The organism is Thermodesulfobacteriota bacterium, assembly GCA_040757775.1.
Lineage (GTDB): Bacteria > Desulfobacterota > UBA8473 > UBA8473 > UBA8473 > UBA8473.
Window position 1 is genome coordinate 1 of the sequence record JBFLWQ010000030.1, and the last position, 26,800, is coordinate 26,800.

Below are 26,800 nucleotides of genomic sequence, written 5' to 3' on the forward strand. Positions count from 1 at the left end.
CTCAAAAGAAAAGTTTCCATTATATTTAAAAGAACTCGAATTCCGTTATAATAATAGAAAAGAATCTATCTTTAATCTGATAACAAAATATATCACAAATTTGGTGCCAAATCTTTTATAATCACCTAAATTAAATTATAATTAGTTCCTGGATAATATACCCTTCGTCATGTTATCAAGTTTCTGTTTAACATACTATGCTCAAAATATCGGGAAATTTTCTAGTTCAATATAAGCCTATTCTTAGAAAAAAGGGCAGATCATATCTGATTTATTCGGGACAGTATTCAAATTTAAATTGTGTTGACAAATCTATGTGATATTACTCGATTTTTGAAGTTGTTCAATACCAAATTTATATTCTTAGGGATATGGCGGGTTGGTTATACGAGGGGGTTACTTTTTCATTCTCAGATCAATCTTGATTAAGTCGTAAAAAGTCAAAAATCAAACGGCACAGTAAAAAGCTCCAGATGCAAGGCGCGCAAATCACGAGGAGTGAAGCGTACTTATAGTTACGCTGTAACGACGAGGGATGCAGCGCAACGCCGCAGATGGACTTTTTACGAAGCCGTCAATCCTGCAGCGGCCATGATATCGGGCACCAGCTCCTCTCTGCCTATAGCCATGATGTGAACGCCGTCACACATTCTCTCCTCCTGAACCCGCATAATCATCCGGCCTGCAATCTCTATACCCTTTTCTATAGCCCTGCCTTTGGGCGCAGATGCCATTTCATCGATAAGCCCCTGTGGTACGTTGACTCCGGCTACATTCTTATTCATAAACCGTGCCATAGGAGCGGAGGTTAGCAGAATGATGCCGGCGAGGATCTTTGCGGGAAACTGTCTGGCGTAGTCCATAAATTGTTTAAACCTGTCGAGATCATATACTGCCTGGGTTTGGATAAACTCGGCGCCTGCCTCAATCTTCTTTTCAAATTTTATTAGCTGAGGCTCGAGAGGGTCAGCCTCGGGCGTAACTATAGCACCGGCACAAAAAGAGACACCCCCATCCAGTTCGTTCCCTGCCAGGTCTTTACCCCTTTCTAATCTTCTGACTGCCGCTAGCAACTGACTCGAATCCAGGTCAAAGACGCTCTTTGCTTCCTTGTGGTCACCCAGAAGGACCGAATCACCCGTGAGACAAAGGACATTATGAACCCCTCTGCTTGACGCAAAGAGAAGGTCTGCCTGTAATGCCAACCGGTTCCGATCCCTACAGGTCATCTGCAATATGGGTTCTCCGCCCATCTCTTTGATCAGGATGGCACCTCCCAGGGAAGGAAACCGCATAACCGAACTCTGATGATCTGTAATGTTTATACCATCCACCTTATCTTTCAGAAGCTCGATATGGTGGACCATCTTCTCCAGATTTGTCCCTTTCGGTGGTGCTACCTCAGAGGTAACCACAAATTTGCCCGATTCCAGTGCCTTTTTAAATGAGGAAGCCATAATCTTTAAATCCTTTCCTTCTAGAAAGTATTAAAACGTTTACAGTTTACAGTTCACAGTTAAATAGCTAAGCCGTGAACCGTTTTTAAAACCTGCACCAGAGAGCGGAAAAGGGAATTTTTCACTGTGAACTCGTTAGACTTCATTGAAACCTTGCCCTAAGATGCTGAAATCACTAATTTCCCGGGTTTAGGCTCTCCCTGGTGATTCCTTGGTTGCTGAAATCTTCTCATGGTATCCAGAGTACCTAAGTCCTTTAATCGATAATATATCAAGGTCCAGGCGCAGTCTTTTGCGCTGTCTATCTCACACTTTCCATTATTGGTGCCACCACAGGGTCCATTCACTAAACCCTTGTGGCACGAAGTAACTGGGCAAATTCCGCCTGTTTCACCAAGTATGCATGCCCCGCACTGGAGGCATATCTCATTAAACTGACCTAAAGCAGTTTCTTTACCGATAAATAGCGTATCCAGGGCAGGGACAACAAGCTTCTTTAACTGTTTTGCCACCGTTTGAACACCGAAGGCACAGGTCATAATGAAAAGCACATCTGCCTGGGCTATCTGTTGACCGTATTTAGTCAAGGCATCTCCGGTCAAGTTGTCACAAGCAACAGGTAACACCACACCTCCGGTAATTAGCTTGCCCTTATCTGATAGCTTTTCCTTCATGGCTTCTACTTCAGGCTCTCCACCTGTGTGTGTTAAAGTAACACATGTCCCACATCCTATTATGAAAACTCTTCCCAATCCCTCGAGAAGCCGCAGAATCTCCTCTTCTGATTTTTGTTGTGTAATAGATCTGATCATATTGTTGCCCTCTCTTTTTCCAGGTCACATCTAAGGCATCTCATAGCCTCACGGTAGGCCTGCTCTTTAGAAAAGCCTTTCTCAACCTCCCGGAAGTCTTTCACCCTTTCCTCCGGTCTTTCGAGTTCGGTATCGATTCTTGGCATTTCTTCAGTTGTTTCCTCGTCCAGCGCCAGGCCTGCATCCTCCTTCATGGATGTTTTCTCATCTATGATCTCTATGCGACCTGTATCACCTTGAAGGTATTTATCTATAGCAATGGATGCCCTCCTCCCCAGGGCTATGGCATTTATCACAACACTTGGACCTGTAGTAAAATCGCCCCCTGCAAAGACTCCCGGGACATTTGTCGCCAGACGGTTTTCTTCCACCTCCAGACTGCCCCACAGGGCTCGCTCAAGCTGGCTGTCTTCAGACAGGAAAGATATGTCAGGTGCCTGTCCAACGGAAATAATCACGGCTTCAGCATCCACCATCAGTGTTGTCTCCTCATCCACACTAATACGGGAACGGCCTTCTTCGTCGAAGACGGTGATGCTGCGTGCGAACTCCATACCGGTTACCTTCCCGTGCCGATGTATGATCCGCTTCGGTGCCCAGGAAGGGTTGATAACGACCCCTTCTTCAACAGCCTCCTCAATGTCTTTTTCCCATGCCGGCATCTCTTCTTTGGTTCTCCGATAGAATATCTGAACATCCGATGCGCCAACCCGCAAGGCGGTTCTGGCAACGTCAAAAGCTACATTGCCTCCCCCTATTACAATAACCTTTCCTTTCAGTTCCATATTCTTGCCCAGTCTTATATCTCTCAAAAACTGAAGACCGTAATAGAGTCCTTCCAGTCCCTCTTCTTCGCCTGCGATCTCGATCCGAAGACTTGCCTGAGCGCCCGCTGCAATAAAAACAGCGCCATACCCTTCTGCCATCAGGTCATTGACTGTATGCCGGGCATCAATAGGAGAGTTATAACGGATCTCTACCCCACAGCTCTCGATATATTTAACCTCTTCTTCAATGACCTTCCGCGGGAGGCGAAACTCAGGGACAGCAATCCCCAGCATTCCGCCGGCAACCGATTGTGCCTCGAATACCGTAACCCTATAACCCATCTTGGCAAGAAAATAGGCACAGGTTAAACCAGCGGGCCCTGCGCCCACCACGGCAATTTTTTCATCTTTAGTTACCGGAAAAGGCTCGATTGCCCGTCCTATGTGTTCGAAGTACCAGTCCGAAGCAAAACGCTTGAGTGATCTGATAGCCACGGGGTCGTCCAACTCACCCCTACGGCACTTCAACTCACATGGATGGATGCAGATACGGCCGCACACGGCAGGAAAGGGATTCCTCTCCCGGATAATCTCCACGGCATTCTCGTAATTGCTACTTGCTATAGCTGCCACATAGTTTGGCACATCAATTCCTGCAGGACAGGCATGCTGGCAGGCTGAAATAACCATAGAATCACATGTTGCCCCTGCACAGCGGTGTTCCAGGATGTGGTCTTCATATTCCTTCATGAAATAGTTCAGGGTAGAAAGGGCTGGTTTGGGGCATGTCTGCCCAAGCCCGCAAAGGGATGATTCTGTAATCGTCTCTCCAAGTTCCTGGATGGTCTTTATATCCTCAAGCTGACCTCTGCCCTGGGTGATGCGGGTCAGTATCTCCAGTAGCTGGGTTGTACCCACACGACATGGGGCACACTTCCCGCACGATTCAGCCTGGGTAAAACTCAGGAAAAACCGGGCGATCTCCACCATACAGTTGTTTTCATCCATGACCACCATCCCACCTGATCCCATAATCGCACCTATCCGCTGCAGGGTATCGTAATCTATAGGCAAATTCAGATACTGAGCAGGTACACATCCGCCCGATGGTCCACCCATCTGCACCGCCTTGAACTTTCTCCCCTTGAGGATACCCCCTCCAATATCGAAGACCACTTCTTTCATGGTCACGCCAATGGGGACCTCCACCAGCCCGGTGTTATTCACCTTACCTACCAGCGAGAATATCTTCGTGCCTTTACTCTTTTCTGTACCTATCTCTGTATACCACTCAACCCCATTTTTGATAATCAACGGGACATTCGCCCAGGTCTCTACATTATTGATATTGCTGGGTTTTCCATCCAGTCCTGCCTGAGCAGGAAACGGCGGTCTTGCTCTTGGCATTCCCCGTTTTCCCTCAATTGATGCCATCAGGGCAGTTTCCTCGCCACAGACAAATGCCCCTGCACCCTTCTTCAGGGAAATGTCAAGATTGAATCCAGCTCCCAGGATATTTTCCCCCAAAAGTCCCCGCTCTCTCATCTGTTCTAAAGCAATACTCAAGTGCTCGACTGCAATGGGGTATTCCTCCCTCACATAAATGTACCCATATTCTGCCCCTATGGCATATGCTCCGATGAGCATCCCCTCAAGGACAGCATGAGGGTCCCCTTCCAGAACTGAACGGTCCATAAACGCTCCGGGGTCTCCTTCATCAGCATTACAGATTATATATTTAGGTCGTCCCGATGCCTGACGGGCAAATTTCCATTTCAGCCCTGTCGGAAAACCGGCACCACCCCTGCCTCTCAGTTTTGCGGCTGTAACATGATCTATTACTTCCTCTGGTGTCATAACGGAAAGGGCTTTGGCAATGGCTCCATATCCTCCGGCGGCGATGTAATCCTCAATATTGGTAGGATCAATCTGCCCGCAATTGGCAAGTACCCTCCTCACCTGTTTGCCGAAAAAGGGGACATCTTTTTCACATGTAATCTTCTCCTTACTCTCAGGATCTGTATATAGGAGTCGATCCACAGGTTTGCCATGGATAAGGGTTTCGGCGACAATCTCAGGTACATCATCCGGCTCGACTTTGTTATAAAAGATATTATCAGGATCAACAGCCATAACCGGGCCATTTTCACAGAAACCTCTGCAACCTGTTTTCTTTATTTCTATCTTATCTTCTAAGCCACTGCTGGTGAGTTCTTGTTTGAAGGCATCAATGATTTTTAGAGATCCTCCGGCACGGCATCCTGTGCTGCAGCATACTTTGACAACCTGCCTTCTGGGATCACGTTTACTGAGAATGTTTTGCCGAAGGGTCTCCAGATATGAAGGGCTTTCAATCTTCTTCATCTCTAACATCCTTTAATTTTTCTTTCTTCTCTTTACCGTACTCGACCAGTATGTTAGTTACCTTTGGTGGAGAGAGTTTTCCAAAGTAGGCTCTATTGACCATCATGGTAGGTGCAAGGGCACATGCCCCAAGACAGGCGGTGGTCTCAAGGGTAAACTGATAATCAGAGGTAGTCTCTCCCTCATCCAGCGCCAGCTCTCTCTTTACCAATCTCAGAATACTCCGGCCACCTTTGACGTGACATGCCGTCCCGCGGCATACCCTGAGTACGTATTTCCCCTTAGGCTTTATGGAAAATCCTGCGTAAAAAGAGATTACCCCCTGAACCTCAGTTGGAAAGAGTCTCATGGCATTGGCAATCAAATTGATGGACTCTGGCGGGATATAGCCGAACGTTTCCTGAATATCCTGCAGCAGAGGGATGAGCCCCCATTTCTCGTCCCTGTGTTCGGCGATGATGGAGGTGAGTTTGTCCCAATCGATTTCTTTCGGCTTCATTCGTTTTCTCCCCTACCCCTAAACCTTCTCAAGTTTAACTCGACAGGTCTTCCAGCCCAATGAGTCATGGCTGAAAAGTTGGACCAAGTCGATAAGATTCCGTGAATCGTTGTCATTAAAAGCCACGGGCACGTATATCAGCCCTGCTCTCAGGCTGTCTTCCAGCCTGATCCTCCTTGTCAGAACACCATAGCGGGAAAGGACCCGAACAGCGTCCCCATTATGCAAATTTAATTTTGTCCCATCTATGGGGGATATCTCTATCTCTCCCTTTGAATCAAACTCCTGAATACGCTTGGAACGGCTCGTCCGGGTACCGCTTCCCAAATGATAACGGTAAGATCCGAGGATAGCCGTTAAAGGATACGCATCATCAGACACTTCATCTTCGGTGGAAACAACAGGAGAAAAAGGAATCAGATCTCCTTTCCCATCGTGGCGGAAGCGAGCCTTTTCACTAGTTTCCCTGATCCAGGGCGTGTACCCATGCCCGTCTGGACTAGCATACATAGGTACAGACCCAACGATTTCTTCCGTCACCCTTTCCAGAGAACTGTAGTGTTTGGAATACCCCATTTTTTCAGCAAGAAGTGCCAGGATTTCCCAGTCAGGCTTGGCATCTCCCGGGGGAAGTACCACGGGTGTAAAAGTTTGAATCCTTCCTTCCATATTCGTAAATGAACCGCCCTTTTCGCAGAAAGCGGCGCCTGGCAGAACCACATCTGCAATTCCAGCAGTTTCGTTTGCAAAGATATCTTGAACCACGACAAAATCCAATTTCTCCAGGGCACTGCGAACCCGATCAGGTTGAGGGAGACTGCGGAGGGGGTTCTCTCCCATGATGTACAATGCTTTCAGGTTGCTTTTTTCGGCTTCCTCGATCATACGAATCATATTGAGTCCTTCATCAGGTGAAATCTTTGCCTGCCATAGCCGTTCCCATTGTTTTCGGGCTAAATCACTACTCAGAAACTGACCACCCGGCAGTCCGTATGGCACTGCCCCCATATCCCGTGCACCCGACTGATTGTTTTCCCTTGCAACAACATATAAACCAATACCATCAGGCCCAAGGCTTCCGGTCATCAATAACAGGTTGATGACAGCATCCAGGGACTCGCGCCCATATCTCTGTTGCAGGATTCCGTGCCCAACCACAAAGGCAATCTTTTTTCCATGCAACAATTCGGCGGTCTCTTCAAGGGTTCTCCTTTCTATGGACGTTATACGGCTACTTCTGTCAAGGTCGAGGGAAGAAAGCCCGCGACGGTACAGGTCAAACCCCTCTGTAAACTGGATTATGAAATCAGAGGCATATGCCTTTTTCTGGTATAGCAGCAAAGCCAGAGCGTTGATTAATTCAAGGTCGCTACCGGGAAAAACACGGAGCCAGATAGATGAGAAGTCCACCAATTCCGTACGCCTTGGATCAGCAACTATTAATGGGATACCCTTCTTTGCAGCCCTTTTGAGATAATAGCTCATAACAGGAACCGAGTGATTTGGGTCTGCACCAATAACAAAAATGGCATCCTCTTTCTCCAGTTGAGTAAGAGGCTGAATACGGTACCTTCCATCTGTTTTTTCATCAATGAGATTCAGGAGGGACTGTCCGGATATATAGCCACCATTGTCCACGTTATTTGTTTCAAGGACGACCCTTGCTATCTTCTGAAAGAGGTAGTTTTCCTCATTTGTGCATTTGGAGGATCCTAGAAATGCCACGTTTTGTGGTCCGTTTTCCCGTTTGATCTCAAGAAGCCGTCTTGCAACAACTTCCAGTGTCTCACCCCATGAGGCAGAAACCAGTTCGCCATCTTTGCGAACCAAAGGACTGCTCAACCGTTCACCGGCATTGAGAAAGTCATGTGCAAAGTGGCCCCTCACACAGAGGGATGCCCCATTAACAGTGCCGGATAGGTGTGATGGGTTAACCTCTATAATCTGTTCATCCACAACCCCCATAGCCAGAGAACAGCCTACACCACAGAATCCGCAGATAGAACGAGATTCCCTCTGAGGAGTACCTACGTAACGCTTATTATTTGGTGCCAATGCCCCGGTAGGACACATTGACACACAGGTGCCGCAGAAGGTACAGTCAGAAAGCTCCAAGCCCAGATCATAAAGCGTGGCAGGACGGGATTTAAAGCCTCTCATATTGTAATCTATTGCCCCCACAACAACCAGCTCATGGTCTGCCCTGATACACTTTCCACACAGGATACATTTGGAGAGATCCCTGATAATGAAAGGATTTGCCTGTTCCAGTGGTTTGTAGTTGGGCATAGGGTAAAGGTTTGTCTCCCCTATACCAAGCTTAGCGGCTATCTGACGCAACTGACAGCGGTTCCCTTTGCTGCAGAAGATACAGGATTCAGGATGTTCGGCAATCATCAGTCTGACTATATTCCGCCTGTGCTTATTTATACGGGGTGACTCTGTCAGGATACTCATGTCCGGGGCCGCTGGCGTAACACATGACGCCATGATACGTCCTGCCTTAACATCTTCTACCAGGCATAGACGGCAGGCACCAAACGGTTTAAGGTCAGGGTGATAACAGAGCTTTGGAATCTCTATACCGTGCTGCTCCGCAGCTTCTAAGATACTTGTTCCCGGTTGACAACTGACATTTTTTCCATTAATGGAAAGAGTGATGTTTTCCATCAACTGCTCCTGACTCCTGATTTCTGATTTCTGTTTTTTAACTATCTGAGTTTCGCCGCATCAAGATAGTATCTGAGTTTTTCTTCCCCCCCGATGGTTATAATATGAATCCCCTGACAGATGCCTTTAAGTCCTGTTACTATATCAGCAAAAAGGTCTATACTGGCCTTTTGCTTGTCTGAGGCTTTGGCGAGTTTTTGGATAACCCACTCTGGCACCAATCCTGACTTGAAGTGTCGGTTGAGAAATTGGCCCATGCCGGCCGTCCTTAGAATCATTACTTCTGCAATTACCGGAATCATGAAGGTCTCGACAGTCTTCACGAATTTTTCAAACCGATCCAGATCAAATACCGGTGTTGTTAAAAAGTACCCGGTACCTATCCTGGTCATCTCCTCCATTTCTTTCATCTCCAGTTCCGGGACGTTCTTTCCCCATGAGCACTCCACGCCAGAACCCAGTACAAAGTCGGTTTTAAAGGGGAGTCCTTTACCATCAACTGTCTCTCCTTCCCGCATATGTTCCAGTACAGAGGTTAATTTCCCCGAATCCACATGGAAAAACATTATCTCCTGAAGACTATCCCCTGTAATCCTGTAGTCTTCAGTAAATACAAGGAGGTTTTCTACACCTGCTTCATGGGCAAGTATGAGGTCCTTTTGTAGTTGTAAGCGGTTCTTTTGCCGCGTTGAAGTCTGATATATAGCCTCAAATTGGTTCCGCTTCAGAACTTCACACGTCTTAATCGTATCTCCTACTATCCCTTCAATCTCAACCTCTGATACGGAAACCCCGTCAATACGCCCTCGCACCAGATTGAAAGTCTTGACAAGTTCTTCCGGCTCCTCATCGATAGGTGACTGGATCTCAGTCGTAACCAGAAATTTACCTTTTGCCAAAGCTTCTCTTAACTTCATCAGCAACTCCTTTACCGTTCTGGAAGGTAATCTCCTGTCATTGACACATAAATGGGTGTATGAATCAGGACAATCCCAATAACCGGCTCACCTCTTGCTTCAACTGGGGCAGAGGCAAAGGCTTGGAAAAACACACGTCTGCACCGTACTCCTTCATCATCCTGAATTTCTCTTCGTCCAGATACGCTGACAAGACAATAATAACCATGTGCCTGGTAGCTTCACTGGACTTAATCTTCTTGCACACCTCATACCCCTTAATATCGGGCATCATGATATCCAGTATTAAAAGGTGCGGTTTGAAGTGACTTACCTGGAGACCGGCCTCAAACCCATCGGAAGCAGAAATAACCTCATAATCATGTTCATCCTCTTCCAAGGCTTGAACAATCGTTTCAACGATGATGGGGTCATCATCCACCACGAGTATTCTCTTTCTCTCTTCCATTTGTTCCTCTTCGGGGATTGGAATTCCCTGCCTTTGCATAAAGTCTTCGAGGTCTAGCTTTTTTATACGACGATGCCCCCCCACGGTCTTGTATGCCTTAATATAGCCAGAATCTATCCAGTTGATAATGGTCTTGGGAGAGACATTACAGTATTTGCTGGCCTTGAAAACAGTTAATACAGCATCCATCAAATGGGCTCCTTTGGTTTTCTATTATTACTATATTTTAGATTATTATAATTTTTACCAATTGTCAAGCAAAATTTTTGAGTGATTGTAAAATATATTCTTTATTTTTATAATTATTATATTTATTTCTACTATTGATTGTCAAGTAAAATTTTGGTTATTTTCGATTTTTCTATTGCGCCAGGATTATAGGGAAGGATTATGGGGAAGGAATAAGAACAGGCAGACTGATGGTAAAGGTTGTTCCAGAACCTACCTTGCTTTCCACTTTAATATCACCTCCATGGTCTTTTACAAACCCATAGCAAACAGACAGTCCAAGACCAGTATCTCTTGCACCATCTTTAGTAGTAAAGAAGGCATCAAAAATCTTATTGAGATTTTCTTCTTTTATACCGATGCCGGTATCGGATATCTGAATCCGGACATTGTCTTTACCACCATTAGTCTTCACTGTTAAAGTTCCACCTTCTGGCATGGCATCTCGAGCGTTCGAAATTATATTGAGAAAGACCTGCCTGAGTTGATTCTTTGATGCATAAACCTTTCCCAAACCCTCTGCAAAAGAGGAAGAGACCCGAATAGTGTGTTCCCGCAGTTGTTTCTCATAGAGAAGCAGTATCTCATCAAGTATTATATTGATGTCTATAGAATGCTTTTCTTCCTCATCAGGTCTGGAAAAAGAGAGCATCTTGCGGAGCAGCTCGGACAGTCTTACTGTCTCGGAAAGTGCCATATCTAGAATCTTTCTTCTCTTGTTCTCAGGAGAAATCTCCGTCTTCATCAACTCCAGGGTATTCATGATTCCATAGAGGGGATTGTTTAGTTCATGGGCAATCTGAGAAGTCAGACGTCCCATAGCCGCCAGTTTTTCTGACTGCAATAGCTGTTCCTGCGTCTGTCTCAGCCTTCGTTCCATCTCCAGGCTCTCCCCCAGGTCTACAAATATTCCTACAGAAGCAACTTCATTCCCTTTTGCATCGTAAATAATGGATGCCGAAAGGTTCCCCTCAACAATCTGGCCATCCTGTCTCACATAGGTTATGGGGTATGCCCTCAATTTGCCCACACTACCATACTCTGGACCCCGCATCATTTGCATTACTTTTCTGGCATCCCCTTCTGAATAAACCTTTTCGATGTTCGTCTTACCAACTACGTCCTCTGCCTTACATCCAAGGGCTTCTTCGGCAGCCCGGTTCCAGATGATGATATTCCCTTTCATATCGGTCGCCATAATGGGGTTTGGTGAACTATGTATAGTCTTGTTCAGAAAATCGTGGGCCTCCTTGAGCTTTTTCTCCATCTCTTTTCGCTGAGATTGATCCACATTGATCCCTTCGTACCCTACTACATTACCATCCTGATCATAGCGAACATGGCTTGTGAGCAAAACCGAAATAGCCTTCCCATCTTTCCGTTTAAAATCAACTTCATAATCTATTACATGACCGTTTCGCTCGATCATCTCCTGAAATCTTTGACGGTCTTCGGGCATCAAATAGAGGTCTCTGGTTATATCAATCTCCAGAAATTCCTCTTTGCTTTTGTAACCCAGCATATCCAGAAGAGCCTGATTGGCATCTATGAACTTCCCCTTTTTACTGCTTATGTAAACACCACAGCGCACGTGTTCAAACAAACTTTTATAATCCTCTTCGGATGCCCTGAGTTCTCTCTCCATCCTCAATTTTTCTCTCAGGTCGGTGAATATGCCAACAGTCGCTATCTCCTTTCTATCCTCATAGACTATGGCAGCTGAGATGTTTATGGGTATATGTTCTCCATCTCTGTCAACCAGAGTACTCTGAGTTGTCTCTAACTTCCCTGTACCTCCGAATTCCTGGCTTCTTAACTTTCTCATAATATCTTTGGCAACACCTGGAGGATATAGACCTGTTATGTGCAGCTTTCCAATCACCTCTGAAGCTTTATATCCCAACAGTTTCGCAGCTACTTTATTAAAGATAACTATATTACCTTTTATATCAGCAACAATTATCCCGTCTACTGAGCTATCAATAAGGTTTTTAAAAAAATCATTGGCTTTTCGCAGTTCATGCTCTATGTTTTTCCTATCTGTAACATAGGTGTTTATTCCCTCATATCCAACTACTTTCCCCTTCTCATTGTTTAACTTCTCAATATCTCTATCCATCAGACATACCTCACTTTATGATTATATCGCAAGAACCTGATAAGTACCTAAGATTTGTACATAAAATAATACCACTTTCTTCTGTGAAAAGGAAGAAGGAAGTTTGTCGCAGAACTGATTTTTTACTTGACATTGCCGTTCAAAAAAAACTATTCTTTGCTCTAAATACTCAACCTCGGCAAACCCATCATATTTTGTATGCTAAACGTTTTGAGAGGAGGTTAGGGGCACGATGGATTTTAAATTTGGCGAAAAAGAGGAGAAGCTAAGGAAGGAGATCCGAGAGTTTGCAAAAAAGGAGCTGCCTTTCGGATGGCTTTCAACAATGTTGGAAGAGGAAAGCGAAGACGAGGACTGGGAATTTACTATGTCCATAGCAAAGAAGCTTGCGGAAAGAGGGTGGCTAACCATGTCCTGGCCCGAAGAATATGGGGGCAAGGGTGCTTCCCTTTGGGAGCAATTGGTATATTCTGAGGAGGCATCATACTGGGGGATACCAGGTGTTACAATGGGGATAGGCGGAGTTGACTGGGTAGGCCCTTCCCTCATGATGTTTGGATCAGAGGAACAAAAGAAGAAATACCTCCCACTCATTGCATCAGGAGAGCCGGATGGTATCTGGTGCACTGCATACAGCGAACCTAATGCTGGCAGTGATTTTGCCAAGATACGGACCCGTGCAGTGAGGGAAGGGGACGAATACGTTATCAACGGACAAAAGATATGGACCAGCGCTGCCCACAGGGCAAGATGGTGCTGGCTCGCAGTAAAAACAGACCCGAACGCCGCCAAGCCGCACAATGGAATCAGTGTCTTTGTCGTGGATATGAAAAGCAAGGGAATTACGATAAGACCCCTTATAAACTATGTGGGACTCCACATATTCAATGAAGTCTTCTTCGATGATTTAAGAGTCCCCGCTGCCAACCTGGTAGGTAAGGAGAACAATGGATGGTACCAGTTAATGCACTCACTGGGTTACGAAAGAGGAAGCATTGCCGGCAGATGTTACGGGTATAATAAAAGGATACTTGACGAGCTTATCGTGTATGCCAGGGAAAATGGTCTTTTCCGGGAAGGGGAAATACGCCACAAATTGGCCGACATCGCTATCGAAATTGAGACCCAAAAGGTACTCGGCTACGAAACCATCTGGAAAATGAGCAAGGGAGCCTCACCCGTCTATGAACCGTCAAGGGACAAGGTCTTCAATGACTACATATTGGAGCGGCTGGCGATGCTTGGGACGGAGATCATGGGGGGCTACTCACAAATAGACCCATTGAGTCGAAGCTGCAAATGGACTAAGCTGCATGGCCACATGGAAAGACTTTTCTGGTTGTTCCCCGGATTTGCATTCGCTGCGGGGACAGACGAGATAGAGTTGAATATCATCGGCCAGTTTGGACTGAAGTTACCCAAATCATATTGAGAGGGGGTAGAGACGGATGGACTTTGATTTTTCAGAAGACCAAGTGATGATAATAGATTCGGCAAGAAAGTTCCTGGAAAAAGAGTGTCCTAAGGACAAAGTAAGAGAGTTTAAAAAAGACGAGAAAGGTTATGATCCTGAGCTGTGGAGCAGAATGGCAGAGATGGGCTGGATGGGACTCATCTTGCCTGAGGAGTATGAAGGAACTGGAATGGATTTTTTTGCTCTCACGATCCTGATGGAGGAGATGGGCAGGAATATTCTCCCAGCCCCCTTCTTCAACACGGTTGCCCTCTGTTCGCTTCCTATACTCGAATACGGAACTTCAGAGCAAAAGAAGAGGTTCCTGCCAAAAATCGCCTGCGGGGAGGAGATATGGACCCTTGCATTAACAGAACCATCGGCCGACTACGAGCCATCGGGAGTGGGACTTCGTGCCATTTCTTCACAGGAGGATTACATTCTTGAGGGCACAAAGCTATTCGTACCCTATGCGAATGTAGCCGACCGTTTCCTGGTAGTTGCTCGAACAAGCCAGGAGCGAATCACGGTGCTCATTGTTGATGCAGGGAGCCAGGGGATAAAAACGGAAGTCATCCCTACTACGGCATATGATAAGCAGTGCGAGGTCGTGTTCGATAAAGTACGGGTTCCTAAAGACAATGTTTTGGGAGAGGCAGGCAAGGGATGGGAGATCGTGGAATTCCTCCTTCAAAGGGTATCTGTCCTAAAATGTGCAGAAATGTTGGGCGGAGCCCAATTCGTGCTGGAAATGGCAAATAGCTATGCTAAAGAGAGGGTGCAGTTCGATAAGCCCATTGGTTCCTTCCAGGCAATTCAACACAAATTGGCCGGGGTATTCATCGATGTCGAAGGATTGCGGCGACTGGTTTACGAGGCAGCATGGCATATAAGCGCGGGGACACCCTCTCGTTTGCTGACGTCTATGGCCAAAGCAAAGGCTAATGAGGTATACAAACGGACATGTGTTGAAGGGATCAAGGTTCACGGAGCCATAGGATTTACCGAAGAGCTGGACCTCGGTCTTTACTTCATACGTACGAAGGCATCAGAGTTTATGCTGGGGGACACCGGTTTTCACAAAGAACGGATAGCCGTTGAATTAGAGGATTACCAGCCTCTTTTTATATCAGTCTAATTGCCCAATATCCTCAGTAGACTGTCAGGAATCCTTATAGGTTTACCTTTCTTATTAATACATGCCAGCCTGGTCATTCCTGAAGCAAGGAGTTTTTCATCCTCCTTTCTCAAGACAGTGTACTCCATAACAAAACTGGCTCTGGTTATATTTGAAACCGCTGTTGTTATATCCAGTACGTCATTATACCTTGCGGGGAACCTATAATCCACCTCTGCCCTTACCACAATGAACCCAATGCCTTTCTCCATATAGTCTTTAAGTGGCTGTCCCCTGTCTCTAAGAAATTCCGTTCTGGCTCTTTCAAAGTACTTAAGATAATTAGCATAGTATACCACACCACCACAATCGGTATCCTCATAGTAGACCCTTATCTCCATTTAAAGATGCGCTCCTTTCATTTTACCTTCTCACAACCTCCCTGGTAAAGATGATAAAACCAGCCCAAGGATTGTATCTCTGTTGATAAATTCTAACTTACTAAAAAGAATATACCCTAACCTCTTTATAACAAAATAAAATTTTATAACATAACGATATTATTCGACAATTTTAGTTGACCAAAAAGTAGGCAAACAGGTAAAACCCCTCAATTTTTGAGGTGTTAGGTGGTTTCATTACTCAGTTATCCACAACTTATCCACAGTCTTTGGGGAAAAGTATTCTAGCTATTTGAAAAAATGAGGTTTTTTAATAAATACTACAGACAGGGTAAAAAGGCAAGGTTTGGGGGATAAGAAAAACCTTGACACTATAAGGGAGCTAAGCAATAATTGCTATAGAAATACTCATTTCTCCAATAGAGGTATCAGTTATGGGGTAGTAACAGTCAGTAAGGATAGCCCAAACATAATAGCAGTTTCCTTTCCATATGATCCTGCTCTAACTCCCCCATCCCCTCTTAATTTAAGAGGGGAGAGAGGGGAGTTAGCCTTTGAAGACTTGAGGAGAGAACTCGTTTCAAGAAAATACAGTTCTAAGACTGTTAAGGCTTATCTCTATTACAACAGGGATTTACTCAACTTTCTTGACAAAAAGCCTCTTGATGTCAATGACAACGACATAAAAGACTACCTACTCCACCTTGCAGAAGAAAAACAATCTGCAACATCCACACTAAACCAGGCTATCAATGCCCTGAAGTTTTATTATGGCACCATACTAAAGAAGAAATTTGTGTATGAAGTCAAAAGGCCCCGAAAAGACAAAAAGTTGCCTGTCGTTTTAAGTAAAGAAGAGGTTGGAAAAATCATTAATTCAGTAGACAATCTAAAACACAGGGCAATCCTGATGCTTGTATATTCTGCAGGATTGCGGGTTGGGGAGGTTGTAAAATTAGAAACAGAAGACATTGATAGCAAGAGGATGCTCATACATATCAAGGGGGCAAAAGGCAGGAAGGACAGATACACCCTACTTTCAGAAAAAGCTTTGGAAATCCTGAAGCAATACTGGAAGAAATACAGACCTGAAAAATGGCTTTTCGGAGGTGCAAGGGATGGTAGATATCTTTCAATAAGAAGTGTTCAGAAGATATTTGAGCAGGCATGTGAAAGAGCCGGCATAAGAAAGAAATAACAGTACACGGTCTCAGGCACAGCTTTGCTACACATTTGCTGGAAGGAGGAACGGACTTGAGGTATATTCAAGAATTATTGGGGCATAAGGACAGCAAGACGACCGAGATATATACCCATGTTAGCACAAAAAGCCTTGGAAAGATCAGAAGTCCACTGGATAGTATAGACCTGAAAGAAGTAGGTGATAACTAAAATAAAAAGTTATAGGATAGGGGGATTCTGGCTTTTCAGCCAGAATCGGGATAGACGAAACAGGTTCGTCTATAACCCCAATTTTGAAAGGATAAACGAACTTATTACGCTTGTGAACAAGTTGTACGAAATAATGAAAAGTTTTAAAATCTCTTTCAGAGATTTATCGCCAAATTAATTTATAATTTTTACAAACAATATGTCATTTTTTAAGAAAAAAGTTAGCGTAGAAGATTTTTGTCGTGATTTTTACGACAATCAAATTTTGAATCCAAAAATCGGTGATATGGAAGTAGGCTCCGCATTTTCTGACGTTGTAATTAAAGAGGTGGTCGAGGTTGCCCCAACATTTAACAAAGTCGATAAACAGAAACTGGCCAATGAGTTGATTATTATAAGGTTTGAATTATTTGCCCTTGCATGGACGCACAAATTCATTAGCGGAGAAAATGTTGTTGCTCAAAGTGTTTTTACAAAGAAGTATTTGCATGAAAAAGGCAAAAATGACATTTGGAGTGGGATGGAGCCCTACAACAATATGATTGATAGCGTTACCCTGCATTGGCTTACATCTCAGGGCAAAATGAATTTGAGCTTTAATTACAACATGAGAGAAGATTTAACCGCCAAGAATATTGAAGTTGCAAAAAAATTAGGTATTGAAAACGATGATAGTATTGCAAGAGTCAATCATAGGTTATGGTCAGAAAATGCTTGGAAACAAAAATTGATGTTGGGCCCTCTCGTTTTTACTTTTTGTGAGCAACTAGGAATGAATAGTTTAGCCGAGGAAGCCCAATTTCGTTTAGTCGTAGTTATTAGAGGATTATATGAAGGTGCTCAATATTCTTGGAAGGATGTAAAAATTAAAAATTAATTTGGCGATATTTTACTACCGCAAAATTAAAAACTTTTCATTACATCGTACAACACGGCATATCTGGTTACGGCTTTTATACAAAAGCCTCCACCCATATTTGCCTCCGCTACGCTACGGCAAACATCAGATATGCCGAAACGTTATCTGAAATTTTGACAGTCTTTTATTTTAAGGTATAATAGGACAGAATATTAAATAATGAAGTGAGGAGGCAAAAGTCAATGAAAGCAATAGATATGACACCAATCATAAAAAAGTATCCAGGTTACTTTGTGGCATTGAGTTATGATAGAAAAGAGGTGTTAGGTAAAGGGCATACACCCGAAGAGGCACTTGAGGAGGCAAATAAAAAGGGGTATAAAGATCCTATATTAACGAAGATTCCTAATGAGAATAGGAGTTATTTATTATGCAGCAGATTAAATTCCCATACTTGAAGTATATAATAACACCTCCCACTCAAAAGCCAGCGAAATATGTATACAGGCCTGTCATCCCTATAAAATTATTCTTAGATAACCGCGTGATAACATTTGATTCATTAGTTGATTCTGGGGCAGATGAGTGTACTTTCCCTGCGTGGATTGCAAAGACGTTAGGACATAACGTTTATAAAGGGAAACAGAAAATTTTCTCAGGTATAGGTGGATCAGTATTAGCATATCTCCATAAAACGCATCTAATATTGAATGAAATTGAACTTGTGGCTGATGTGTATTACTCTCATGAATGGGACGATATGCCATTTGGTCTTTTAGGTCAGGCAGGTTTCTTTTCGGATTTTGAGATTTGTTTCAATTATAGGGAAAAAGAGATTTCATTGGGATATCGGTCATAAGAGCATATTAGGCAGACCGTCAAAACTTCAGATAACATGGCATACAGTAAATTGTTTTGACGAAACAGGCAACTTTCGGTATGCCTGCCCCGATAGCGTAAATCAGGTCACCATTTTGGTATTATTATGTTAGATTTGAAAAATGGAGTTGTAAGATGAATACACAGTTCATAGTAAATGAGTCAGGCAGGAAAACAGCAGTGATCCTACCGGTTGAAGATTATGAGGAACTCTTGGAGGATATTCATGATCTTGCAATCATAGCAGAGCGTAAAGATGAACCTGTTATAAGCCTTGCTGAACTGAAAAAAAGGTTAAAAGCTGACATTGCCCTTTGTCACAATGTTGAAGATAAAAATGCAAAATTTCGTAAAGAAAAGGTGTAAAAAGTGCTGAAGGAAGAAACAAAGAGATATGTAATCTTTATCCTCTTTTTACTCTTAATAGTGTTATCTTTTTTTGTCTTGAAAGATTATCTGGCTTCTCTCGTTGTCGGCGCTTTGATCGCTTATCTACTGTTCCCTCTACACGACAGATTGGCAAAAAAACTAAAATCAAAAAACCTGGCAGGAATAATATTGAGCTTGAGTAGTGCTACGTTACTGCTCTTATTCCTCGCAACACTCATTCCCCCCCTGGTTCTTCAGGCAGGACAGTTGTACTCAAATACTGAACAAATAGTCAGCAGCAAGATAGAAGGGCTAAAGGGATGCTCTGACAAGGATTCAAATGACTTGAAATGCAGGCTTAGCAAAAAAATATCCGACTTTATTGAGCAAAAAGACGTAAAGGACAAACTGGCTGATACTGCAAAGCAGGTTTCAGGGTTCCTTGTTAGTAGTCTAATGACAATCATCGGGAGCATCGTTACATTTATAATATCCATCGTTATAATACTCTTCTCGGTCTTTTACTTTCTGGACAATGGGGTAGAGATTAAGAATACCATCCTTAATCTTCTGCCTATTAAGACCTTATATAAAGACAAAGTCCTAAAAAAGATAGAAGATACAATTATTGCCATTGTGTTAGGAAATTTAACCACAGCCTTTCTTCAAGGTCTTGCAGGCGGCGTTATATTCTTTATTCTGGGAGTTCCTTCATCTCTATTCTGGGGTTTTTTAATCTTTCTTTTTGCTTTTGTGCCCGCCATAGGATCGACTATTATCTGGATACCTGCTGCAGTGATATTGATTCTTAAAGGCAGCGTGATAAAAGGTATCGTCTTAATCGCCTATTCAATAATTGTATTGGGGTCTATTGACAATATTCTAAAACCAAAGCTTATAGGCAACAGGATCAACCTTCCATCCCTTATGATATTTCTGGCTGTTTTAGGCGGTCTCAAACTGTTTGGCATTCTTGGATTACTCTTTGGCCCATTAGTCCTGGCTTTACTATCAACCTTTATCCAGATTTATAGAGAAGAAACTGGAGAGGAAATTTGAAGAAAGGAAATGTATATCTTATAGGTGCTGGGCCAGGCGACCCTGGTCTGATTACCCTGAAGGGTATCGAATGTATTAGAAAGGCAGACGTTGTTGTCTATGATTACCTTGCCAATTCTAAATTACTTGAGTATGCTAGAAAAGATTCGGAACTTATCTATGCAGGGAAAAAGGGTGGAGACCATACCTATCCCCAATCGCAGATAAACAGCATTATAATCCAAAGGGCAAAAGAAGGTAAAGTTGTTGCCCGTCTTAAAGGGGGAGACCCTTTTCTGTTTGGGAGAGGTGGAGAAGAGGCAGAAGAGCTGGCTGCCGGTGGGATATGCTTTGAGGTAGTACCAGGTATAACCTCTGCAATCTCCGTTCCCGCTTATGCAGGCATTCCACTTACCCACCGGGATTTTACCTCCAATGTGGCATTTATTACGGGACATGAGGACCCAACAAAAGATGAATCCAGTATCGCCTGGGATAAAATCTCTACAGGTATAGGGACACTGGTGTTTCTGATGGGTGTGAAGAACCTTCCCAAAATCGTCAGGAACCTGATAGAAAACGGCAGGAACCCCACGACTCCTGTTGCTATTATAAGGTGGGGGACACTTGGAAGGCAGGATACCCTGACAGGCACTTTAGAGACGATTGTAGAATTAGCCAAGGGGAAAAACTTAACGCCGCCTGCCGTGACAGTAGTAGGAGAGGTCGTCAGGTTAAGGGACAAACTCAATTGGTTTGAAACGAAACCACTATTTGGGAGAAGGATTATAGTAACCAGAGCAAGGAGTCAGGCAAGTGAATTCAGCAACCTTCTTAGAGAATACGGTGCTGAGCCGATAGAATTCCCCACAATTGATGTAAAACCCCCAAGAAGTTTTGATGCCCTGGATAAAGCCATTGAAAATTTAGAAAGGTATGACTGGCTGATTTTAACCAGTGTGAATGGGGTGAGGTCCTTTTTTGAAAGGCTGAAAAGGCGGGGCAGGGATATCCGGGATTTAAAAGGCATCAGAATCTGCGCCATCGGGCCCAGGACAGCAGAAGAGATAGATAGAACAGGAATTAAAATTGACTTTGTTCCGGAAGAGTATAAGGCTGAGGCCATCGCTGAAGGCCTGAAAAAAAGAGGGATCAAGGGAAAGAATATACTCCTGCCAAGGGCTGAGGAGTCGAGAGAGATACTTCCCGAGGAGATCCGTAATTCAGGGGGGAATATTGATGTAGTACCCGCCTATAAGAATGTTAAACCAATGGAAGACAAAGAAACCATCAAAGGACTCCTTAAAAAAGGAGTGATTGATGTTATAACCTTTACAAGCTCTTCAACGGTAAGGAACTTCATTGAGATATTTGACAGGGACGAGCTTCCATCATTGATAAAAGGGATAGCTATCGCATCCATAGGCCCCATAACTGCCGAAACCGCTAAAAAACTTGGGATAGAAACAGACATTATGCCTGAAAGCTATACCATACCTGCTCTTACACAGGCAATTACAGATTATTTTTTGAAAACGCCCATGCCTTGATTTATGGAGTTTGAACTGAAACATGATCGGAATATCAAAGCTATATTGCGGAACAGTGGAACCCTCTGACCCCTTGAGATACGGCAGAGAATCAGGGAAACTCCCTTCTCACCTCTTGCAGTTCTCAAAGGATAAAAAGCCCGTAGTAGTATGGAACGCAGGGCAGAGATGCAATCTGAGATGTATACACTGCTATTCCCATTCAAAGGATAGGGAGTATGGAGACGAGTTGAACACAGAGGAGGGAATAGCACTGATTGATGACCTGACAGATTTTGGTGCCCCTGTTGTCCTGTTTTCTGGTGGTGAACCCCTTATGAGAAAGGACATCTTTCAACTGGCAAGGCATGCCACTGAAAAGGGAATGAGGGCAGTCATTTCAACCAACGGAACACTTATAACCAGGGAAATCGCAAAGATATTACAATCCATCGGTCTGTCATATGTGGGGGTTAGCCTCGACGGCATGATGGAAACCAACGATAGGTTTCGTGGGGTGGAGGGTGCCTTTAATGCCGCTATCGCTGGCATTAGAAACTGCAAAGAGGCAGGTATTAAAGTAGGCATCAGATTTACTATTAATAAGCGAAATGTCCATGACGTTCCGGGGATATTCAAACTTTTGGAAGAAGAAGATATCCCAAGGGTTTGCTTCTACCATCTGGTATATGCCGGCAGAGGCAGCAAATTGGTAAAAGAAGACCTCTCCCATGAAGAAACACGACAGGTAATTGATCTTATAATAGATAAGACAAAAGAGCTTTTTGACCGGGGTATCTCAAAAGAGGTGCTCACTGTAGATAACCACGCAGATGGCGTCTATCTATATCTCAGGGTATTGAGGGAAAACCCCGGGCGTGCAGAGGAGGTCATGGAACTCTTAAAGATGAATGAGGGGAATAGCTCCGGCAATGGTATAGGCTGTGTTAGCTGGGATGGCTCCATTCATGCCGACCAGTTCTGGAGGCACTATTCTTTCGGAAATATTAAAGAAAGGCCATTCAGTGAGATATGGATGGATACCTCAAACGAGCTAATGGCAAAACTAAAAGACAAGAAGCCCTATGTCAAGGGAAGGTGTGCCAGGTGTAAATGGCTTGGTATATGTGGAGGGAACTTCCGAGTCAGGGCGGAGGCAGTTTCAGGAGACCTTTGGTCCCCTGATCCGGCATGTTATCTGACTGACGCGGAAATAGGGATTGAATAGGAGTTTAATTATGTTATTTCCAGATTACCGCCCAAGAAGGTTGAGAAAGAATGAACGACTGAGAAGTATGATAAGAGAAACTACCCTTTCCGTAGATGACCTCATATATCCACTGTTTGTTACCAACGGAAAAGGTGTCAAAAGACCGATACAAACCATGCCTGGTATATCCCAGTTATCCACAGACCTCCTCATAGGGGAGATGAAAGAGATCAACAATCTGGGGATACCGGCGGTACTGTTATTCGGGATACCCAAGAAGAAAGACGAAAGAGGTTCAGAGGCATATGCTAAAGAAGGTATCATACAAAGAGCAATCAGAGAGATTAAGAACAATGTCCCTGAAATAATAGTTATTACCGATGTATGCCTCTGTGAATATACCAGCCACGGACACTGCGGCATAATTAAGGATGGAGATGTGGATAACGATTCCACACTGGAATTATTGGCACGGATGGCTCTGTCCCATGTGGATGCGGGAGCAGACATGGTAGCACCTTCTGACATGATGGATGGTAGGGTAGCAGAGATAAGGGAATACCTGGATGAAAATGGCTATGAAAATATCCCGATTATGTCCTATGCTGCCAAGTATGCCTCCAGCTTTTATGGCCCTTTCAGGGAGGCAGCAGAATCTTCACCCCAGTTTGGGGATCGAAAGTCCTACCAGATGGACCCTGCTAATTCTGATGAGGCTATTCGTGAAGTAAGCCTTGATGTTGAAGAAGGGGCTGATATAATAATGGTGAAGCCTGCCATTGCCTACCTTGACATTATAAGTAGGATAAAAGAAGAGTTTGATCTGCCGGTGGCCGCCTACAATGTGAGCGGTGAATATGCCATGGTCAAGGCTGCTGATAAGCTAGGCTGGATTGATGGAGAAAAGGTAATGATGGAATGTCTTTTAAGCATAAAAAGGGCTGGCGCAGACTTGATAATCACCTATTTTGCGAAAGAGGCAGCAAGGATACTCGGGGGGTAAAGTGTTAAAGGGTTGAAGAGTTGAAGAGTTAAAGGGTTAAAAAGTTAAGGATTTTTGACTCCACAACTCTTAAGCTCCTGAAGTTATTTTAATATGAATAAAGCTTTTCAAGATACATCTCACAATTCTGAACTAAAAATGATTGCCTGGGAGGTTACAAGGGGTTGTAATCTATCCTGCATGCACTGCCGTGCCTCTGCTGAAAGGGGACCTTACACCGGGGAACTTTCAACTGAAGAATGCCTGAGGCTGATTGATGACATTGCGGGGTTCAGCCAACCCGTAATTATCCTTACCGGTGGGGAACCAATGATGAGGAAGGACATATTTGAGATCGCTGAATATGGAACCAGCAAGGGCCTTAGGATGGTTATGGCTCCCAATGGTACCCTTATTGACGAAGAAAATGCCAGGAAGATGGTGCAGTCTGGAATCAAAAGGATCAGTATCAGTATAGATGGAGCAACGAGAGAAAGCCATGATAGTTTTCGTCAGGTGGAGGGGGCGTTTCAAGGTGCCCTGAGGGGTATAGAATACGCTAAGAAGGCAGGACTGGAATTTCAGATAAATACCACTGTTACCGGTACCAATATAAGGGAACTTCCAGATATCTTTGATTTGGCAATTGAACTGGGAGCCGCTGCTCATCATATATTCCTTATAGTCCCTACTGGCAGAGCAAAAGAATTAAAGGATAATGAGATACCATCCGAAGAGTATGAAAAAACCCTCCATTGGTTTTATAGCCAGAGAGAAAAAACATCTCTGCATCTAAAGGCTACATGCGCTCCTCATTACTACCGTATCCTTCGACAGAGGGCAAAAGAAGAAGGGAAAAAGATAACATTTGAAACCCATGGATTGGATGCTGTAACACGGGGGTGCCTCGGTGGGGTATCCTTCTGCTTTATATCCCACACAGGGCAGGTTCAGCCATGCGGTTATCTTGAACTCAACTGCGGGGATATTAAAAAAACCACCCTTAAAGAAATATGGATAACCTCAAAGGTATTTCAATCCCTGAGGGATTTTGACCGATACAATGGTAAATGCGGGATATGTGAATATCGACAGGTTTGTGGGGGATGCAGGGCAAGGGCATATGAGTTTAGCGGAGACTATTTAGGAGAGGAACCCTATTGTAACTATCAACCCTTTTCTATCCCAGGAACTGCATCAGACAGGAATAATCAAAACTTTTAAGCATATTCTGGCTATATGGAATTGAAATTCTGTACCAAAAAGATTGAAAGGAGGTAATTGTCATGAAAGGTAAAGAAGAGAAAGTACTCATTCGGTCTATGGAACCGGGGGATATTGACGCAGTTTTAGCGATTGACCGGAAACTAATCGGACTTAGGAGAGCTATCACCTATGGAATTAACGAGGTCATAGGAGGACAATTTGACTTTAGCTTCGTTTCCGAAATCAATGATGAAATTATCGGTTTTGTCCTTGCATCGGTAATCTATTTCTATGAACCTGAAATGGTTACCGATGCATGTGTTATTCAAGTCGTTGGTGTCGATCCTGATTACTGGCGCAAAGGTATCGCTACCAGGTTGATTCAGACCTTGCTAAATACATCTCGCTCCAAGGGTATTAAGAAAGTCCGTGTGATGGTGGACCAGAACGATAAACAACTCAGTAGTTTTTTCCAGCGCATAGGGTTCAGGCACGGTCGTTTTATATCGTACTCTATAGATGTATGAACCCCTGTAATAAGGTCACTCAACTTGAGAAGGGAAATCCCCTATCATTGAAATGTCGGTACCTGTTTTTCATCAGGGTTCTTATTAGGGTTATCTGACCGTCCGTCATTTTCCTCACTTTTATTAATCCCATTGGATATAACATCCGTGCTATCTTTATCATCTGGTTCCTGCTGTTCTTCAGATATTTCAAGATCCTCCCCTATTACATCATAGGGTTCTTTCATTACCTCTTCATATTCGGATATCACGATACCCCTTCTTATCATGATCCTGTATATTCTTGCTGAGCGGTTTAATACGTATCTTGTCTTCCCTGTCGGATTATAGCGTTTCGGATTGGGAAGCACAGCAGCGAGCTTTGCGGCTTCTTCGGCAGTAAGCGATGAAGCATGTTTCCCAAAATAATGCTGGGCAGCAACCTCAATACCAAACATGCCATCCCCCCATTCTGCGATGTTCAGATAGAGTTCGATGATCCTTCTTTTGGAAAGACTTCTCTCAATCCTCCATGTAAGGATCGCTTCTTTCAATTTTCGGACAGGATTCTTTGAAAGAGACAAATAAAGATTCTTCGCCAGTTGCTGGCTTATGGTGCTGCCTCCAGCCTTAAACCTCTTCTTTTTGATGTCCTTTTCAATAGCCTTTTCTATGGCTTCAAAATCAAAACCCTCATGGGACCAGAACTTGTCATCTTCTGCAATAATTACTGCCTTGATCACATAAGGAGAGATTTTGGAAAGCGGCACCCATTTATATTTTATTTTTTTACTTTTACCCTGTCTCTGCCATTCTTTTTCCCGGTATTCCATTATAGCCGTCTTTTTAGGACGCTTTTTCTTCAGCATTGAAACATCGGGATAAATAAAATAAAAGCATATATTCAAAAACAGCGCCGAGACAATAAAGACCACAACAATGACAAACCACTTTTTAAACATAGCGACAGCCATTCTTCATTTGTTGCCAACATGTGAAATTATACTCATTGGAAAAAGAGAAGGTGAGGTAAAAGGTGTATTATTGCTTATTGAAGTTCCTGGCTTACATGTTACTGGTAGTCTCAAGCCTCTGCCTTAGATGAGGTTACTGAGTTAACCCTTTTTGTTAGCCGGGAAATCTTTCTTGAAGCGGTTTTCCTATGAATTACGCCCTTTGAGGCTGCCTTATCAATAGCAGGAATAGCCTTTACTAAAGCTTGACCAGCGCTTTCCATATCCTTTTCATCAACGGCATTCCGTACCCTCTTAATCACGGTTTTCATATAAGACTTGATTCTCATATTTCTCATTCTGCGCTTCTTGCTCTGTCTGTCTTGCTTCATCGCTGATTTATGAGTTGCCAAAGTTTACCTCCAACAGTCAGTAACATTAATAGATTGATATACTTTTAACATTTGTTCACTAGATATGTCAAGTTTTTATTTTCGCCATGTCAGAAACAAATAAACTGTCCTGTATTGTAGCACATAATCTGTCCGGTTTACAATGGTCACCAGTGGAGGTGACGTATGGGACGGACAGAGATATTACAGGAGGTTCGGAAGATGCGATTTGA

23 protein-coding genes and 1 pseudogene are annotated in these 26,800 nt (G+C 43.8%); 13 read left to right on the plus strand and 11 right to left on the minus strand.

The window, feature by feature from the left end:
• Window positions 1-563: 563 nt before the first annotated feature.
• From AB1401_13890 to AB1401_13925, 8 genes are all read right to left on the minus strand, one after another.
• Window positions 564-1,457 (minus strand): methylenetetrahydrofolate reductase, encoded by an 894-nt coding sequence (locus AB1401_13890; protein ID MEW6616543.1) that lies wholly within the window; start codon window positions 1,455-1,457, stop codon window positions 564-566.
• 158 nt (window positions 1,458-1,615) lie between these two features.
• Window positions 1,616-2,269 carry a methylenetetrahydrofolate reductase C-terminal domain-containing protein gene (locus AB1401_13895; protein ID MEW6616544.1) on the minus strand — a complete coding sequence of 218 codons (654 nt, stop codon included), beginning with the start codon at window positions 2,267-2,269 and terminating at the stop codon, window positions 1,616-1,618.
• Window positions 2,266-5,400, minus strand: a complete 3,135-nt coding sequence (locus AB1401_13900; GenBank protein ID MEW6616545.1) for an FAD-dependent oxidoreductase — start codon at window positions 5,398-5,400, stop codon at window positions 2,266-2,268. The genes AB1401_13895 and AB1401_13900 overlap by 4 nt, the downstream gene beginning before the upstream one ends.
• Entirely contained in the window at window positions 5,387-5,899 is a 513-nt protein-coding gene (locus tag AB1401_13905) for an NAD(P)H-dependent oxidoreductase subunit E (GenBank protein MEW6616546.1), read from the minus strand. Before AB1401_13905 ends, AB1401_13900 begins: the two co-directional genes overlap by 14 nt.
• Window positions 5,900-5,917: 18 nt before the next feature.
• Window positions 5,918-8,569 carry a molybdopterin-dependent oxidoreductase gene (locus AB1401_13910; protein MEW6616547.1) on the minus strand — a complete coding sequence of 884 codons (2,652 nt, stop codon included), beginning with the start codon at window positions 8,567-8,569 and terminating at the stop codon, window positions 5,918-5,920.
• A gap of 41 nt (window positions 8,570-8,610) precedes the next feature.
• On the minus strand, window positions 8,611-9,486 hold the full coding sequence (locus AB1401_13915) for a methylenetetrahydrofolate reductase (GenBank protein MEW6616548.1): 876 nt from the start codon (window positions 9,484-9,486) through the stop codon (window positions 8,611-8,613).
• Window positions 9,487-9,550: 64 nt separating this feature from the next.
• A complete protein-coding gene (locus tag AB1401_13920; protein MEW6616549.1) occupies window positions 9,551-10,123 on the minus strand; it encodes a response regulator in 573 nt (190 codons plus the stop codon).
• A gap of 199 nt (window positions 10,124-10,322) precedes the next feature.
• Window positions 10,323-12,281: a PAS domain S-box protein gene (locus AB1401_13925; protein MEW6616550.1), complete on the minus strand. Its 1,959-nt coding sequence runs from the start codon at window positions 12,279-12,281 to the stop codon at window positions 10,323-10,325.
• A gap of 232 nt (window positions 12,282-12,513) precedes the next feature.
• Here AB1401_13925 and AB1401_13930 point away from each other — a divergent pair, with 232 nt between their 5' ends.
• Window positions 12,514-13,713 carry an acyl-CoA dehydrogenase family protein gene (locus tag AB1401_13930; protein MEW6616551.1) on the plus strand — a complete coding sequence of 400 codons (1,200 nt, stop codon included), beginning with the start codon at window positions 12,514-12,516 and terminating at the stop codon, window positions 13,711-13,713.
• 16 nt (window positions 13,714-13,729) lie between these two features.
• Complete coding sequence (locus AB1401_13935; GenBank protein MEW6616552.1) at window positions 13,730-14,872, plus strand: acyl-CoA dehydrogenase family protein; 1,143 nt, start codon at window positions 13,730-13,732, stop codon at window positions 14,870-14,872.
• On the opposite strand, the gene AB1401_13940 is transcribed toward AB1401_13935, so the two are convergent.
• Complete coding sequence (locus tag AB1401_13940) at window positions 14,869-15,252, minus strand: YbgC/FadM family acyl-CoA thioesterase (GenBank protein MEW6616553.1); 384 nt, start codon at window positions 15,250-15,252, stop codon at window positions 14,869-14,871. The genes AB1401_13935 and AB1401_13940 overlap by 4 nt on opposite strands.
• 562 nt (window positions 15,253-15,814) lie before the next feature.
• Here AB1401_13940 and xerA point away from each other — a divergent pair.
• From xerA to AB1401_13995, 11 genes and pseudogenes are all read left to right on the plus strand, one after another.
• Window positions 15,815-16,644: pseudogene (gene xerA, locus AB1401_13945) on the plus strand (site-specific tyrosine recombinase/integron integrase).
• A 199-nt stretch (window positions 16,645-16,843) separates the two neighbouring features.
• Window positions 16,844-17,521, plus strand: coding sequence for a hypothetical protein (locus AB1401_13950; protein MEW6616554.1), 678 nt, complete (start codon window positions 16,844-16,846; stop codon window positions 17,519-17,521).
• A 224-nt stretch (window positions 17,522-17,745) separates the two neighbouring features.
• Window positions 17,746-17,961 carry a DUF5678 domain-containing protein gene (locus tag AB1401_13955; protein MEW6616555.1) on the plus strand — a complete coding sequence of 72 codons (216 nt, stop codon included), beginning with the start codon at window positions 17,746-17,748 and terminating at the stop codon, window positions 17,959-17,961.
• On the plus strand, window positions 17,934-18,362 hold the full coding sequence (locus AB1401_13960) for a hypothetical protein (GenBank protein ID MEW6616556.1): 429 nt from the start codon (window positions 17,934-17,936) through the stop codon (window positions 18,360-18,362). The genes AB1401_13955 and AB1401_13960 overlap by 28 nt, the downstream gene beginning before the upstream one ends.
• Before the next feature lie 155 nt (window positions 18,363-18,517).
• Window positions 18,518-18,748, plus strand: coding sequence for a hypothetical protein (locus AB1401_13965; GenBank protein ID MEW6616557.1), 231 nt, complete (start codon window positions 18,518-18,520; stop codon window positions 18,746-18,748).
• A gap of 3 nt (window positions 18,749-18,751) precedes the next feature.
• Window positions 18,752-19,810 carry an AI-2E family transporter gene (locus tag AB1401_13970; GenBank protein ID MEW6616558.1) on the plus strand — a complete coding sequence of 353 codons (1,059 nt, stop codon included), beginning with the start codon at window positions 18,752-18,754 and terminating at the stop codon, window positions 19,808-19,810.
• Window positions 19,807-21,339, plus strand: coding sequence for a uroporphyrinogen-III C-methyltransferase (cobA, locus tag AB1401_13975; GenBank protein ID MEW6616559.1), 1,533 nt, complete (start codon window positions 19,807-19,809; stop codon window positions 21,337-21,339). Before AB1401_13970 ends, cobA begins: the two co-directional genes overlap by 4 nt.
• Window positions 21,340-21,361: 22 nt before the next feature.
• On the plus strand, window positions 21,362-22,546 hold the full coding sequence (gene ahbC, locus AB1401_13980) for a 12,18-didecarboxysiroheme deacetylase (protein ID MEW6616560.1): 1,185 nt from the start codon (window positions 21,362-21,364) through the stop codon (window positions 22,544-22,546).
• A 10-nt stretch (window positions 22,547-22,556) separates the two neighbouring features.
• The gene (gene hemB / locus AB1401_13985) at window positions 22,557-23,531 is read left to right on the plus strand and encodes a porphobilinogen synthase (protein MEW6616561.1); all 975 of its coding nucleotides are present in this window, start codon (window positions 22,557-22,559) and stop codon (window positions 23,529-23,531) included.
• A gap of 93 nt (window positions 23,532-23,624) precedes the next feature.
• Window positions 23,625-24,734, plus strand: coding sequence for a heme b synthase (gene ahbD, locus AB1401_13990; protein ID MEW6616562.1), 1,110 nt, complete (start codon window positions 23,625-23,627; stop codon window positions 24,732-24,734).
• 62 nt (window positions 24,735-24,796) lie between these two features.
• Entirely contained in the window at window positions 24,797-25,243 is a 447-nt protein-coding gene (locus AB1401_13995) for a GNAT family N-acetyltransferase (protein MEW6616563.1), read from the plus strand.
• Between the two features lie 44 nt (window positions 25,244-25,287).
• Here AB1401_13995 and mtgA read toward each other — a convergent pair whose 3' ends face one another.
• Both mtgA and rpsT read right to left on the minus strand, forming a co-directional pair.
• The gene (gene mtgA / locus AB1401_14000) at window positions 25,288-26,184 is read right to left on the minus strand and encodes a monofunctional biosynthetic peptidoglycan transglycosylase (GenBank protein MEW6616564.1); all 897 of its coding nucleotides are present in this window, start codon (window positions 26,182-26,184) and stop codon (window positions 25,288-25,290) included.
• 122 nt (window positions 26,185-26,306) lie between these two features.
• A complete protein-coding gene (gene rpsT, locus AB1401_14005) occupies window positions 26,307-26,588 on the minus strand; it encodes a 30S ribosomal protein S20 (GenBank protein ID MEW6616565.1) in 282 nt (93 codons plus the stop codon).
• Between the last annotated feature and the right edge of the window lie 212 nt (window positions 26,589-26,800).

What these genes read in the sequence shown, in the direction of transcription:
- AB1401_13920 (MEW6616549.1), bottom strand. Translation starts at nt 10,123, where the DNA reads ATGGATGCTGTATTAACTGTTTTCAAGGCCAGCAAATACTGTAATGTC.
- AB1401_13905 (MEW6616546.1), bottom strand. Translation starts at nt 5,899, where the DNA reads ATGAAGCCGAAAGAAATCGATTGGGACAAACTCACCTCCATCATCGCC.
- AB1401_13955 (MEW6616555.1), top strand. Translation starts at nt 17,746, where the DNA reads ATGAAAGCAATAGATATGACACCAATCATAAAAAAGTATCCAGGTTAC.
- AB1401_13940 (MEW6616553.1), bottom strand. Translation starts at nt 15,252, where the DNA reads ATGGAGATAAGGGTCTACTATGAGGATACCGATTGTGGTGGTGTGGTA.
- ahbC (MEW6616560.1), top strand. Translation starts at nt 21,362, where the DNA reads ATGATCGGAATATCAAAGCTATATTGCGGAACAGTGGAACCCTCTGAC.
- AB1401_13915 (MEW6616548.1), bottom strand. Translation starts at nt 9,486, where the DNA reads ATGAAGTTAAGAGAAGCTTTGGCAAAAGGTAAATTTCTGGTTACGACT.
- AB1401_13960 (MEW6616556.1), top strand. Translation starts at nt 17,934, where the DNA reads ATGCAGCAGATTAAATTCCCATACTTGAAGTATATAATAACACCTCCC.
- AB1401_13895 (MEW6616544.1), bottom strand. Translation starts at nt 2,269, where the DNA reads ATGATCAGATCTATTACACAACAAAAATCAGAAGAGGAGATTCTGCGG.
- mtgA (MEW6616564.1), bottom strand. Translation starts at nt 26,184, where the DNA reads ATGTTTAAAAAGTGGTTTGTCATTGTTGTGGTCTTTATTGTCTCGGCG.
- AB1401_13930 (MEW6616551.1), top strand. Translation starts at nt 12,514, where the DNA reads ATGGATTTTAAATTTGGCGAAAAAGAGGAGAAGCTAAGGAAGGAGATC.
- AB1401_13900 (MEW6616545.1), bottom strand. Translation starts at nt 5,400, where the DNA reads ATGAAGAAGATTGAAAGCCCTTCATATCTGGAGACCCTTCGGCAAAAC.
- AB1401_13935 (MEW6616552.1), top strand. Translation starts at nt 13,730, where the DNA reads ATGGACTTTGATTTTTCAGAAGACCAAGTGATGATAATAGATTCGGCA.
- AB1401_13965 (MEW6616557.1), top strand. Translation starts at nt 18,518, where the DNA reads ATGAATACACAGTTCATAGTAAATGAGTCAGGCAGGAAAACAGCAGTG.
- AB1401_13890 (MEW6616543.1), bottom strand. Translation starts at nt 1,457, where the DNA reads ATGGCTTCCTCATTTAAAAAGGCACTGGAATCGGGCAAATTTGTGGTT.
- hemB (MEW6616561.1), top strand. Translation starts at nt 22,557, where the DNA reads ATGTTATTTCCAGATTACCGCCCAAGAAGGTTGAGAAAGAATGAACGA.
- AB1401_13950 (MEW6616554.1), top strand. Translation starts at nt 16,844, where the DNA reads ATGTCATTTTTTAAGAAAAAAGTTAGCGTAGAAGATTTTTGTCGTGAT.
- ahbD (MEW6616562.1), top strand. Translation starts at nt 23,625, where the DNA reads ATGAATAAAGCTTTTCAAGATACATCTCACAATTCTGAACTAAAAATG.
- AB1401_13910 (MEW6616547.1), bottom strand. Translation starts at nt 8,569, where the DNA reads ATGGAAAACATCACTCTTTCCATTAATGGAAAAAATGTCAGTTGTCAA.
- AB1401_13925 (MEW6616550.1), bottom strand. Translation starts at nt 12,281, where the DNA reads ATGGATAGAGATATTGAGAAGTTAAACAATGAGAAGGGGAAAGTAGTT.
- AB1401_13995 (MEW6616563.1), top strand. Translation starts at nt 24,797, where the DNA reads ATGAAAGGTAAAGAAGAGAAAGTACTCATTCGGTCTATGGAACCGGGG.